Source organism: Fervidicoccus sp. SLHALR4, assembly GCF_058692745.1.
In genome coordinates this window covers 1,466,923-1,479,934 of the sequence record NZ_CP182483.1, presented here as the reverse complement: position 1 = coordinate 1,479,934, position 13,012 = coordinate 1,466,923, and the positions used below count along the sequence as shown (strand labels likewise).

Sequence of the window (13,012 nt, the reverse complement as noted above, 5' to 3'; positions counted from 1 at the left end):
GCGTCCATGGGGAAGCTGTTTGGAACAGATGGCGTCAGAGTAGACATCAGCTCTGGACTTTCTCCTCAGTTCTTCGTCTCGCTTGCATATTCTATATGCCAATCTTTCGGCGATGGATCGCGTTTCCTCGTTGGCAGAGATGTGAGGACTGGAGGAGAGCTGATACTGCACAGCACAATTTCCGGCCTCATCTCAGCTGGATGCAGGGCGTATTACGCCGGTCTTGTCTCAACGCCCGCTCTCCAGTATGTTGTGAAAACTGAAGGCACATTTGATGGAGGAATAATGATAACGGCATCTCACAACCCGCCCAACTACAACGGAATCAAAGTCATAGATTCCGATGGTATAGAAATACCCAGAAGCAAGGAGAGCGAAATCGAAGAAATCTTCTTTGGCCTGAAGGGGATCCAAGCATCTAGTATGCGAGAGGGCCTCGATGTGGAAAATTTCCATGGAGCGATCGAAAAATACGTGAAGGGAGTCATATCTCAAGTCGATGACGAAGTGATAAGAAGAAAGGAGCTGAGGATAGTCCTGGATTCAGCGAACAGCGTTGGAGCGATAGCGATACCGGGAATCATAAAGGCCCTGGGAGGAAAAGTGATCAGCATCAATTCACACCTTGACCCTTCCTTCCCGGGAAGGGAACCAGAACCCACTCCAGAAAGTCTGGAGCTGGCCTCATCCCTCGTTGTAATGGCCCACGCAGATCTTGGAGTCGGGGTAGATGGCGATGCCGACAGATCAATTTTCATAGACGAAAGCGGTTCAGTGCACTGGGGAGACAGAACAGCGGCGGTGTTGGCTCCATATCTGAAAGAAAAGCACCCAGATTTTCCTCCCAGGATTTTCACAGGGATCAGCAGCAGCTCATTCATGGAAGACGTGGTGAAGAGAAACGGGATAGAGGTCGTCTGGATGAAGGTGGGGAGCGTAGACATTTCCCGCAGGCTGAAGAGCGAAGGAGGGCTTCTGGGCTTCGAAGAGAACGGGGGGATGATGTATCCGCCTCATCAATATGTGAGGGACGCAGGAATGGCGGTTGCCCTCATGATGGAGCTATTGGCCAGAGAGGGGAGGAAGGCTTCGGAGCTCTACTCAGTCTATCCGAAGACGTGGACCATAAAGACGAAATTCTCGTTGAAGAGCAGAGAAGAAGGCTATGAGATCTACGATAGGATCAAGAGAGAGTATTCAGGTTCAAGGATCATCGATGTAGACGGTGTGAAGGTGATACTCGAAGATTCATGGTTTCTGGTCAGGATGAGCGGAACAGAACCCGTTATCAGGGTCATGATAGAGTCCAGAAAGCAAGGGGAGGAAAAGAATATTTTGATGCGCATCAAGAGAATCCTTCAGGTTGAGTGATTATGAAGTACAGGCTGTTGGACGTTCTGGCTTGCCCGATGTGCAAAGCGTTTCCGCTCGAGCTCATTGTCATTGAGGGGGAGAAGAAGGAAAGGACTTTGCCTTCCGAGCCCCCTCTGTGCGAGCTCTACTGTGCCTATAAGCAGAAAAGCCTGAAGGATCTGGAGGAGAAACCTCCATGCGAAGAATGCTTCAAGGTAGAGATAAAGACTGCTGTGCTCTACTGCAGGAACTGCGGAAGGTGGTATCCTGTTATAAACGGAATACCTCACATGATGCCAGACTACATCAGGAAGGATGAAAAGAAGAGAGAGATCGAATTTCTTAAGAAATATGCCGATAAGCTCCCAGACAAGATAACCAAGAAGGGCCTCCCCCACAACCTGTCGCAGGAATAGCACGGAACCTCCTGAAGAGCTCGAGAATTCCGAAAGCAGAGCTTCATCCCTTTGAGTAGATCTCCACTATATCACCATCCTCAACTCTGTGGTCTAGACCAACCTTTTCACCAGGATAATTGACGCTCTTTCCGTAGACCTTAGCGTACCTGAACCCTTTGAGGAGCCTGGAGTGAACGGCTTCGGCTACATCCTTGACAGTAGAGCCCTTCTTCAAGATCAGGGGATGCTTCGCAACATCACCGTTGGGCTGTTTTGTGTATACCCTGATTATGTCCAGGTTATTGAATATCTGTCCTCCGATCTCTCCCAGCCCTTCTCCTGTTTTCGCAGAAACGTAGAGGACTGGTACCGCTTTTTCAATATCTCTCATCCTCTTCCTTATCTGCTCCAATTCAACAAGATCGATTTTATTCACTATGAAGATAGATGGCTTGTAAACCCTGTTCTCCAGGAGATGAGCCTCGATATCATCGAGCGAGACCTCCCCCCATATCTTCACAATCGCATGATCTATCTTGTAATCCCTCAGCAGTTTCTTGACGTCATCGACCCTCCCATCGGTGATCTTTCCGCTGAGAACTACGTTGATGCCGCCCCTGCTCTCCCTCCTGATCTCCACCCTCCCCTTGGGCTTTCTGAGGAAGATCCCATTCTCCTCCAGCTCCTCAATAACTGCTCTCGCTGTCTCTTCCAGCTCGGATTGGGGATCGAGAACGATCAAAATCATATCGGAATTTCTCGCTAGGCCTATAGTTCTGTTATACCATGAAATCTTTTCACTGCTTCCAAAAGGGATGCTTGGTGTATCTATGAGCTGAAAGTGTATATCCTGGAACCTCAGCATTCCCGGCTTAGGCAATTTGGTAGAGTAGCCTATGCCAAGCCCTTCATAAGGGATCCCTGTGAGCCTCGAGAAGAGAAGAGATTTTCCGGAGAGAGGTGGACCTAGCATCACGATCTGCGCGGCACCGGACTTTTCTATATAGAACTTCGGCCCACCACCCCCGCTCTTCCTTCTTCTCTGCTCTTCCAGCTCTTCTCTCAGCTGGCTTAGCCTCCTCGTTGCCCAGTACATGAGATTCTCGGTGCCTTTGTGCTTCGGGACTGAAGAAATGAACTCCTCGAGAGCTGCTATCTTTTCTTCTACAGTCTTAGCTTCAGTGAACTTCATCCATTTGGCCTTAGCTTCGGGGGGAAGGTTCGTGGGCATCGTTTTCTCCCCCTACTTTTTCCTTGAGTAAGGATTTGCCTCCGATCTCCACTTGTGCCTCACTAAATTGGGAGGCAGAGAACCTGGATTTTCCATGAGCCACATTCTTGTATTCTTATCCCCGGGATACCCCGAACCCTTCAGACCGTAGGCCTCCTTTATTTTTTCTACCTCTCTATCCCTAATTACTTTTGCTAATATGCTGGCAGCCCCCACTGCTATATACTTCAAATCTGCCTTTTTTTCCATCCTGATTTTGACTTGAATGCATGCCCGGAATTCTCCTTCCTTTGAACCTACAGCATCAGCAATGGCAACATCTGGTATTAGGTTAGCGGCTAAAGCGGAGCATGCCAGCCTTCTGTAAGCCTCTATCGTTAGAGCATTCAGGTTTCCGCTGTCTATTTGCTCAGGAGTTATAATGACAAAGCCGTACCATCTCGCGATGCTGACTATCTTTGAAAAGAGCTCCTCCCTCTTTTCCTTTCTCAGCTTTTTGCTGTCCCTGACACCAAGCTCCCTCAGGACAGATTCGTCTCTATCATTGATTACGACAGCCGCAACAACCATCGGGCCGACAAGGCTCCCCCTTCCAGCTTCATCCATACCCATAATCGTTTTGCTCAATTCTGCAGCACCATTTTTGCATTTCTCAGAATCCTTCGAGCATTTCCATAAAAAGCTGGGCATCTTTGGAATGCTGACGATATGCTTTCTTGGAATTTTCAAACCTAATAATTTTTATATGATGCTACCATTTTCCTTAGCGAATTTCCTCTTTCTGATAGCAGCTTTCTGGAAAAGAGCTGACCTCACAGCGAGCGCGCAGGAAGCGAGATTTTTTATACATAATAGGAAACAAATGAGCATAGCCTCTCCTTTCAGGACTTAGAAAACAGAAAATTCAGGTCAGCATTTTAGCTTGGTTGAGGAGGCTCAACTCATTGACTATGAAGCCGATATCCGCATCCCTCAATTGCTCGTCTTTGAAAAAGACCTCGAGAGTGACGTAAGGATCTTTGCCCAAAGATTCCAGCATGCTCAACCCCCTCACATAAACCTTCTCGTAGCCTTCCAGGCTCATGTGCTCCATAATTTTTCCGTTGATTTTTGAAACGCCATGAATGTGGATGACGCTGATTTTTTCCGAGAGGGAGCTCGTGAAATCAGCTATCGTTTCCTCGAGAAATGAAAGCTTTTCATCCTCCATCAGCTTCGCGGCGATGTGCCCATAGTCCAAACACGCCTGGGTGCCGGCTTCGTTTACTAGCTCCATGAAATTCCCTTTGATCGAGAGGGGACCGAAAGGAGCGTTTTCAACTGCAAAATTTATGCCTCCACTTTGGAAAAGGGAGGCCAACCCTTTCAAGTCAGCAACGACTTCAGCTAGGTATTCCCTGCTGTTGAACTTCACTTTTTCCCGAGTAGAGAAATGAGAAACGGCGTACTGGAACTCCCATTTCGTCATTATTTCGTACAGCTTCTTCAAGTATTCTATAGCCCCCGCTCTCACATCTGGGTACGGAGAAGCGATCGAAAGGTCTCTCCAAGGAAGGTGAGCACCTATTTTGAACCCCTGGTCCTTCAGCAGTCTCATCAACCTCTCAAACTCTTCCATTTCCCAGTATGGCCAGGGATATTCGAGGCTCACCTCGACGGATTGAAATCCCATGCTCGAAGCATAGCTAATGTCTTTCTCGCTAATCCTCGACTTGGGCCATACCGTGAAGGCAAATTTCACTTAAAGCTCCCCTCTCAGTATTTTTCGAAGAGGCTCAAACGGATGTTCGAGCTTGTCCAAAATATTCTCAGCTCCCCTCTTTATATTTCCTGCCACAATATCTTCAACGAGCTTCATTGCCTCATCTGGGGAATGGGCCCTGAAGATGGGGAAACCGAGCCCCCTGAGAGAGTAATCAACATCCAGCTTCAGAGGAAAGAGCGTGATCGAGGGGACGCCCAAGAGAGCCGCTTCCCTGGACATAGTCCCTCCGCCGCTTATTGTAGCAATGCTGTAATACTCCAAATCCAGGCCGAGAATTGGAGCCTCCACGACTACAACGTTACTTCCAGAATATCTTTCCGCATCGTCATCGTACCTAGGCACGAGCGCAACATCTGATATTTTAGAGAGGTCTTTTACGAATTTGGAAAAATCATTGTGTCTCCATCTGTAGTACGATGCGTAGATCTCTGGAGGCCTGACGAGAAAGTATCTATATGGCTCGAGGCCGAGCCGCTTAACGGAATTCGGATTGGGTTGAAACCCCCTTACCCACGCTACCTCATCCACTCCTCTGTACTTCACAACCCTAGTATATCCTCCTCTCGGAACAAATTTCAGGAACTTATCTCTTTCAATAAAGGAAGAGAATATCAAATAGTCGGATAGAGGAACCGTCAGCATGTGGACATGAAATGCATGGGGAGTGTCGCTGTAAATGACAGTTTTCGTCCCGAGACCAAAAGCGACTCTGACGGCAGATGGGCTTGGGTAAGAAACGAGCACATCTGGAGAAAAATCCCTGACTGTCTTTGCCAGCTCAGCCATCCTCAGCGCATCGGAGATGACCTTTTCGTATTTGTTTTTTCCGTGAAAGCCAATTAGCCTTGCCTTTTCACCGAGGAGGGAGTTCATCCTCTTTATTTCTGCAGTTTCTCTAGTTGTAAGGAGAACTTCGGCTTTTTCTTCCTTCTCGGCGATTGTGGCGAGGCTGTTGAAGAGGAGGAGCTGCTTAGGAGTAAGCGCATCCATCCATATCCTCATTGCTGTTCCCCTGCTTCATTTATTTTTCAATTTTGAAACTAAAAAGCAAACATTCATTGAGCGACTAGGAAGTTATTAAAATACCTTTCCGAGAAACTCTTCTCTTGAAGACCCCCCGCCCTGAAGGGAACCTTCGCCCCTGGGGGGAGGGAGAAGGTCAGAGACATCTTGATAAATCATTTATTCGAGAGAATGTTCTCTCGGCATTCTGATGAATATCCTCCCATTTCTATAAGAATATTCCATTCTGGAAACATCGCATTCCTCGGGGATTGAAAGCTCCTTGTAATACCTGTTTATTTCCCTTCTAACGACTTTATATCCCAGCTCTTCAGTTCTTATCGTCCTTCTGGTTCTCCCCTCAATTCTCAGCTTTCCGTTTTCCGCTTCTACTGTTATGCTAGATTGATCGAGAAGAGGAACATCGATTATGATGATGCACTCCTTTTCCGTCGAATACATCTCATGCAAGGGTTCATCGAGCGAAGCTTCATGGAAGTAAGGGTGCATCAGTGGACCTTGAAAGCTTGAGAGCGCTTGATCCAGTTCCCTCTCCAGCTCCTTCATCCTCCTCTTCACGTAAGACCTTATATAGTCAAATTCATCTTCCCAAGACATCCGAAGCTCACCTCCTCATGTGTAGAGGAGGCTTGGCTGGGCCTCTGCACTCTTTCCGATCTGGCTCATCATCCTTGCTGTCTGCTTCATCAGCTCCTTGTTCCTTAGTCTGATATACTCAGCTTCCTCTAGAAGCTTTTCGGTGTTTATTTTCATGTCGACTACCCTGGAAAGAGCTTCTAGCGCAGCTGAAGCAGCTTCTGGATCGGGCAGCTCCGGAAAAGTTTCTGCAAGTATTACTGCGCTGTCCAGCCTGAACCTTCTGGACTCTTTCAGAAAGATGGCAAAGGGGCCAAGTATTGCTCCTTCACTGAAGAGGGGGATTTTCTTCTCAGCGATGATCCTTTTCATCTTTTCACCTGAGAAGGCCACATAGGTGAGGGGTTTCTCCCTATTCATCCTTTCCGGGGTCCCCAACCCTGTAATCCCCACTATATAGTCTACTCTTCTCCTCATGGCATACTCGAGGAGAGCGTAGCTGAACATCTGAACGGTTGCTGGTGGAAGCGGCATTTCGGCGGCAATTATTAATAGGTTCTCCTTTCTGAATAGCTTGATGGGTGGTCTAGCCTCACCTTCCTTAACGAAGACTATGGGGGGCGTAAGCCTGGGGATGTCTATACCTCCAACCTCCTTCGGTGTCAACTCTCTTATCAGATGGCTTATCGATATCCCCCCAACCAGTCCCGCATCCGGAAACCCGAGTATCAGAAAAGATGGAGTTCCCAATTCTAGCTCTTCATATTCCTGGAAAACGATCCCCTCTATTTCTTCTTCGCTCTTCAACTGTGGCATCTTAATCATCAAGTTATTTTTTTCCCAATTCTTTCTAATATTAATTCCGCATATTTTTGAGGCGGCAACAGCTCGGATAACTCTTCTTTCCTCTCGACTATTATCTTGACAATCCACCCGCTCTCATAGGGATCGTTGTTTATGAGCTGTGGCGCTTCGAGGAGAGTTTCGTTCACCTCGTATATAGTCCCACTGAGGGGAGAGTAGATATCAGATGCAGCTTTCACGGAATCTACCGTGGCGATCGCATCTCCCCTCTCTACTTTCCTTCCCTTCTCTGGAAGATCAATACCCACAATATCTCTCAGCTGCTTCTGAGCGTAGTCTGTTATTCCTACAGTGGCAACATTTCCATCGATTTTGACCCACTCATCGGTCTTTGTATATAAGAGGTCATCCCTGATGACGTAGTTTCCTGCCCTTATAACTCCCATAATCGTCCCCTCTTCATTTTGATTTATCGTGAGCTAATTAAAACTTCACTCCTTTACTTCTTCAAAAAAAGAGATCTATTTCATCCGATAATCGTTTAATAGTGCTATTTCGAAAAGTTATAGCAGTGATGAAAATGCTTGAATCTCCTCTCAAAAAGCTTCACGAAGAGCTGGGTGCTAGCTTCGGCGAGTTCGCCGGCTGGAATGTTCCCATGAACTACGGCTCTGTCATAGAAGAGCACCTGACTGTCAGGAGGGATGTCGGGATCTTCGATATTACCCACATGGGGAGGCTGAAAATCTCGGGAAGCGATGCGCTGAATCTGCTGGAAGCAGCTTTCACAAAAAGGATAGGCAAGACCAGAGAAGGACGGATGAGCGGCCCAACACTGGCACTGAACGAGTCTGCCAGAGTCATCGATGATGAAATGGCATACAGGCTCGGCACAGGAGATTTCCTTCTGGTCACGAACGCCGCCTTCAAGGAAAGGATGATTGAACACCTGAAATGGATAGTGAATGTCAGAGAGCTTGATGCGAGGGTTGAAGATATTACCATGAGGTATGCTCTGTTCGCTGTTCAGGGGCCAAAGAGCAGGGAAGTCCTCGAGAGGGCCGGAATAAAATACGCCGGCGAGCTGGAGCCTCTGGAGTTCAGAGTTTTTGAAGAGGCAAAAGATGAGGGGATCTTCTTGCTAAGCAGGAGCGGGTGGACGGGTGAGGATGGATATGAAGTATGGGTGAGAACTGAAGCTTCGATTGAGGTTTTCAGAAAGTTGGTAAGCGCGGGGGCCAAACCTGTTGGAATAGCAGCGAGGGATTCCCTCAGAATGGAGATGGGCTTCGTCTTAGGAGGGAACGAGTATGGAGAAGACCCGCGGCTCTTCCCTTGCGCAACTTCTTTACGATACGGAATGGGAGCAATAGATTGGGAAAAGAGCGGATTCATTGGGGAAAGCGTTCTCAGGGCCTGCAGGAGAGAAGGGGCTAGGTGGCTACGATATGGCTTTGTCATGAAGAAGGACTGGGCGAGATTCATCCCCAGAAAGGGATATGGAATATATATAGACGGGATCCACGTCGGCTGGATAACCAGTGGAAATTTCAGTCCAATCCTCAACAGAGGAATAGCTCAAGGCTATATAGACAGCAGATATGCCATAACAGGAGATACTGTAGAAATTTCAGATGGAAAGGGGAGGACAGGAGAAGCTAAGATCGAGGACTTTCCATTGATAAAGAAGTGAGAGCTTTCATAGGCACGGAAAATGGTTTTCTTTTTTGATCAATCAGAAAGGTTCTTTCTTTTCGATTTTTGATCCATAGAGCCCAGGCGCTCCCGTCTTGCGCTTCACCATCTTTTCTAAACGGTTGGAAGAGCTTCATCGATAAAATTTCTTTGCAGCTTTATCAACAGCATTTCAGCTTCGATAAGTTAGAAATGGGATCGCTAATTCCGAACTATCGAAAGCCTGGGTCGAGATAAACCTGTGTCTGCTCCCTTTTAAACGCTTCCTCTATTGATTGTATAATAGAGACGTCGTATGGAGTGAGCGATAATGGTCACAAACTACACTGTGGATGCTCTGGATAAATTCATCGGACAGAAGGTCAAAGATCCCTATCAGAGGGTAATCGGCTCTCTAGCGAGCCTCTACAGTGATATTGATGGTAACGTGAAGGCGGTCGAAATCCTCTTCGGGGACGCGTACTTCAAAACTGTTCCTGCCGACAGAATACTGGTTCAGAAGGATGAGGTGGTCCTGCTTCCCGAATGGAAGTACAATGCGATGAGAGTTATCGAAAGGCTGGAGAGAGCGAGAAGGAGAGCGAAGGCCCTAGATGATCTCTACGCGAAAGGAGAGATAGCAAGAAGCGCATACGAGGAATTTAAAAATCAGGTCTCCAAGGACCTCGATGTCCTGAAAAAAGACGCAAATGAAGCTAAGGACATGATAAGGAAAAGGATAGGCGAACTTGAGGACCAGGTAGTTGAGATTGAGAAGGCCATAACAGCTCTCAAAATGAGCTATATAGCAGGAGAGATCAGTGAGAGGGGATACAAGCCAGCTGCAGACATTCTCAGGCAGAACAAGGACAGGAATTTGGAGGAAAAGAACGAGGCGAAGAGGATCCTGGACCTCATAGGGAAGCTGGAAACTCAGAATCTAGACATAGATGCGGTGCTGAAGGAGGCTCTGCCTTCACAGCCAGAGGCTACTAAATCAGCTGAGCAGCCGATCGTGGTGGAGATCCACGACCAGGCTCAGGCCGTTTCGCAGAGCTGATGTGCTTCAGCAGGACCGCTTAAAAACACGATAATCATTTCCCCAGAGGGGGAGTGAGAGGGTGCGAATATGTCTTCAGTAGCAGATAGAGAGGAGAAGAGAGGACTGCTCGGGTGGTTCAAAAGCCTGTTCGGAGGGACTACAGCGAAGAGGCCAGACTGGGAAGAGATGGTCCAGGACATAATGGTCAGGCTCAAAAACGAGCAAGACAGGTTTGAGGAGCTGGAATACAGGACAAAGAAGAGAATAGACGAGCTGTTCTCAAGGATAATTGAGAACATGAAGATGGTCAACTCGACGACCAGGGAGGATGAAAAGAGGGCATACCAGAACCTAGGAAAAGTATATGCTGAAGAAGTATACGAGCTCAGAAGCTTCCTCAAGGCAATTAGATTCGCAAAGATAAGCTTTGAGAGAGTGATACAGAGGCTGCAGACAGTCAAGGACATCCACGACTTCCAGATGGTGTTGGGTCCCGTTACTAACATGCTCAACGGAGTGAAGAACGAAATATCAACGATATTCCCGAAAGCCGGCGAAACTCTCGACGAGATCAACAGGATTATCACCGATATAATGCTCACAACAACTTCGGGCAACCAGTACAACGCCAGCCACAACTTCATCGTTAATGAAGATGTAGAAAACATTCTGAAGGAAGCCTGGAAGCAGGCAGACAGCAGCGTGGAGGCCGAGCTTCCAGAGCCCGAGAGGCTGAGGGCAGCTATATCTCTCCAGAACCAAGAAAAACCTGCTCAGCCTCAAAAACCGACAGTTCAAGTTCCAGTAGTAATTAACAGAAGCGCAACAGATGAGCAGCTTGAAAACGCAGTGCTGGAAGAAATCAAGAGAAGCGGCGGCAAGGTTATAGTATCAGAAATCTCAGCCAGGCTGGGAATAGATAAAGAGAAGGTATACGAAGTACTGTACAACCTCAGCAAAAAGGGCAAAATAACGATTTCTTCGTCCGGGAGGAAGTAGCGCATTTTTGAACCGAGGTGTCTTTTTTGGCGTTCCCCTATCTTCAGGAAATGGCGACGAGGTACGCCAGGGCTGCTGTGGCTGCCGACAAGGATGGGGACTACGACGCTGCGATTCAGAACTACAGAAAGGCAATAGAGATACTTACTAAGATCGTCCGCATGTACCCGGACAGCCCCCTCATATCTACATACTTAGAAACCATAAAGAGCTATGAGAAGAGGATCCAGCAGCTGCAGAATGAGGCAGAAGCTGTGGGGAGCGGAAGAGGAAAAGCTTCCGAAAAGAAGGACATACTCGAAGATGTTGTCCTCACGCAGAAGCCCAACGTGAAGTTCGAGGACATAGCTGATCTGAAGGATGCGAAGCAGGCCATTACAGAGGCAATAATATATCCTATAAAGAGACCGGATCTCTTCCCCCTCGGGTGGCCGAGGGGGATCCTCCTCTTCGGCCCTCCAGGATGCGGAAAGACTATGCTGGCAGCCGCTGTAGCCAACGAAATAAACGGGTACTTCATCTATGCAGATGCCGCCAGCATAATGTCTAAATGGCTAGGTGAAGCGGAGAAAAACGTCAGCAGGATATTCAAGTTCGCCAGAGAGAAGAACGAGGAAGGATCTCCGGTCATCATATTCATCGATGAGATCGATGCGCTTCTTGGAACCTTCTCGGGCGAAATCGGAGGCGAAGTCAGGGTAAGAAACCAGTTCCTCAAAGAAATGGACGGTCTTCAAGATAAAGACAAAAAGCTCCACATATATGTTATTGGGGCTACCAACAAGCCGTGGCAGCTGGATGAGGCGTTCATAAGGAGGTTCAACAAGAGGATCTTCATACCTCTTCCAGACAGAGAGGCGAGAGAGCAGCTCTTCAAGCTCTACACAAAGAACCTCTCCCTCTCAGCAGATGTGGATATAGCTAAGCTGGTTGATCTCACCGATGGCTACACAGCCAGCGACATCAGAGACGTTATTCAGGCGGCTCACTTGAAGGTCATAAGGGAGTTCTTCGAGAAGAGTCAGGGAATCGGAGAGCCGAGAAGCATCAGCATGGAGGACTTCCTCGAGATATTGAAGATAAGGAAGCCCAGCGTTGACCCCCTCTACGTCAAAAGGTACGAGGCCTGGTTCGAGAAGTTCAAGGCTCTTTGATCGCACTACTGTTTTTCAATTCAAAAACCTTCTCAGACAAACATATTACACAGTGTGCTTATCGAAATATTGAGCGATGATGAGAGTCATGCCGAGCGAGCTGTGCGATGAGCCCCTCTGGGGTATCTGAGTCCTCCCGCGTTTTTTCATAGCGAGAGCATCCTCAATTTGGCGAATCTAACAATCAATATGAAAAGCTCTCAGCATCCAGAGCGGTTGCCTCAGAAGATGATATCAGAAAAAGTAAAGGGGTATCGGGCTCCGGCCTCCGCCGCTCTACCAGGCTGAGCCACGGGCCCTCGCCGGTTCTTATAATTTCAGCAGTTAAAAATTTTTGTCCTCTCAGAAGAACTCCTCCGACGGTTCCGCCTGCTTCTCTTCCACTACGAGGCAGTCAAGTTCGGAAAGAGTCTTGTAGATGTTTTTGACAGCCATGTCCACTTCTTCTTCTCTCTTCGCCCCTGTTATCACCATCTTTCCGCTGCTGAAGATCAGCAGAACCACATATGGATCTGTCATTCTGTAGATCAGACCCGGAAACTGCTCTGGTTCATACATTACATTCTCCAGCTTGTATGCAGCCTCTTCTAGATTCACCCCAACGTTGAGGTTTCCGGAAGCAACTATATTTTGTATCTGAACTTTAGCTTGGTGTGAAATGCTTATTCCGTGATTCGCAAATGTCTTTATGATCCTCCTGACTGAATTTATCAGTTCGTTCGTGCTCTTCGAGCCAGTTACGACCATTTTCCCCGATTTGAAAATGAGCGCTGTTATCTTGGGCCTGTCTAGCCTGAAAACCAGTCCGGGGAACTGGTCTGGATTGTACTCAACCCTTGGGACCCTCCTCTCGATTTCATGAAGGTCCAGTGTCTGGTCTATTGTGACTGTTGCAACAATGTTTTCGATCTTGTAAGTGGGAGAACCGCTCTTGGCTTTAGCAGGCATTCTAAGACGCACCTGACAAGTGATTTATATAGCTAGAACTCAATT

14 protein-coding genes are annotated in these 13,012 nt (G+C 47.8%); 6 read left to right on the top strand and 8 right to left on the bottom strand.

What is annotated here, in order from left to right; all coding sequences use genetic code 11:
* The first annotated feature begins 6 nt into the window (after window positions 1-6).
* A complete protein-coding gene (gene glmM, locus ACLGLO_RS07995) occupies window positions 7-1,371 on the top strand; it encodes a phosphoglucosamine mutase (protein WP_492128360.1) in 1,365 nt (454 codons plus the stop codon).
* Window positions 1,372-1,373: 2 nt separating this feature from the next.
* On the top strand, window positions 1,374-1,769 hold the full coding sequence (locus ACLGLO_RS07990; protein WP_492128359.1) for a Trm112 family protein: 396 nt from the start codon (window positions 1,374-1,376) through the stop codon (window positions 1,767-1,769).
* 43 nt (window positions 1,770-1,812) lie between these two features.
* Here ACLGLO_RS07990 and ACLGLO_RS07985 read toward each other — a convergent pair whose 3' ends face one another.
* The 7 genes from ACLGLO_RS07985 to gcvH all read right to left on the bottom strand — a co-directional run bounded on the left by ACLGLO_RS07985 (window position 1,813) and on the right by gcvH (window position 7,596).
* On the bottom strand, window positions 1,813-2,982 hold the full coding sequence (locus ACLGLO_RS07985; protein WP_492128358.1) for an OBG GTPase family GTP-binding protein: 1,170 nt from the start codon (window positions 2,980-2,982) through the stop codon (window positions 1,813-1,815).
* 12 nt (window positions 2,983-2,994) lie between these two features.
* Window positions 2,995-3,609: a ribonuclease HII gene (gene rnhB, locus ACLGLO_RS07980; protein WP_492128357.1), complete on the bottom strand. Its 615-nt coding sequence runs from the start codon at window positions 3,607-3,609 to the stop codon at window positions 2,995-2,997.
* Between the two features lie 277 nt (window positions 3,610-3,886).
* A complete protein-coding gene (locus tag ACLGLO_RS07975) occupies window positions 3,887-4,723 on the bottom strand; it encodes a sugar phosphate isomerase/epimerase family protein (RefSeq protein WP_492128356.1) in 837 nt (278 codons plus the stop codon).
* Window positions 4,724-5,749, bottom strand: a complete 1,026-nt coding sequence (locus ACLGLO_RS07970) for a DUF354 domain-containing protein (RefSeq protein ID WP_492128355.1) — start codon at window positions 5,747-5,749, stop codon at window positions 4,724-4,726.
* Window positions 5,750-5,929: 180 nt separating this feature from the next.
* Window positions 5,930-6,367 (bottom strand): Hsp20/alpha crystallin family protein, encoded by a 438-nt coding sequence (locus ACLGLO_RS07965; RefSeq protein WP_492128354.1) that lies wholly within the window; start codon window positions 6,365-6,367, stop codon window positions 5,930-5,932.
* A 15-nt stretch (window positions 6,368-6,382) separates the two neighbouring features.
* Complete coding sequence (locus tag ACLGLO_RS07960) at window positions 6,383-7,162, bottom strand: proteasome assembly chaperone family protein (RefSeq protein WP_492128353.1); 780 nt, start codon at window positions 7,160-7,162, stop codon at window positions 6,383-6,385.
* Between the two features lie 8 nt (window positions 7,163-7,170).
* Entirely contained in the window at window positions 7,171-7,596 is a 426-nt protein-coding gene (gene gcvH / locus ACLGLO_RS07955) for a glycine cleavage system protein GcvH (RefSeq protein WP_492128352.1), read from the bottom strand.
* Between the two features lie 134 nt (window positions 7,597-7,730).
* On the opposite strand from gcvH, the gene gcvT reads away from it, so the two are divergent.
* The 4 genes from gcvT to ACLGLO_RS07935 all read left to right on the top strand — a co-directional run bounded on the left by gcvT (window position 7,731) and on the right by ACLGLO_RS07935 (window position 12,019).
* Window positions 7,731-8,843, top strand: coding sequence for a glycine cleavage system aminomethyltransferase GcvT (gcvT, locus tag ACLGLO_RS07950; RefSeq protein WP_492128351.1), 1,113 nt, complete (start codon window positions 7,731-7,733; stop codon window positions 8,841-8,843).
* Window positions 8,844-9,155: 312 nt separating this feature from the next.
* Entirely contained in the window at window positions 9,156-9,884 is a 729-nt protein-coding gene (locus tag ACLGLO_RS07945) for a CdvA-like protein (RefSeq protein WP_492128350.1), read from the top strand.
* Between the two features lie 69 nt (window positions 9,885-9,953).
* A complete protein-coding gene (locus ACLGLO_RS07940; protein ID WP_492128349.1) occupies window positions 9,954-10,865 on the top strand; it encodes a hypothetical protein in 912 nt (303 codons plus the stop codon).
* Between the two features lie 50 nt (window positions 10,866-10,915).
* Complete coding sequence (locus tag ACLGLO_RS07935; protein WP_492129178.1) at window positions 10,916-12,019, top strand: AAA family ATPase; 1,104 nt, start codon at window positions 10,916-10,918, stop codon at window positions 12,017-12,019.
* A 342-nt stretch (window positions 12,020-12,361) separates the two neighbouring features.
* Here the strand turns inward: ACLGLO_RS07935 and ACLGLO_RS07930 are convergent, their stop codons facing one another.
* Window positions 12,362-12,967 carry a TATA-box-binding protein gene (locus tag ACLGLO_RS07930; RefSeq protein WP_492128348.1) on the bottom strand — a complete coding sequence of 202 codons (606 nt, stop codon included), beginning with the start codon at window positions 12,965-12,967 and terminating at the stop codon, window positions 12,362-12,364.
* Window positions 12,968-13,012: the final 45 nt, after the last annotated feature.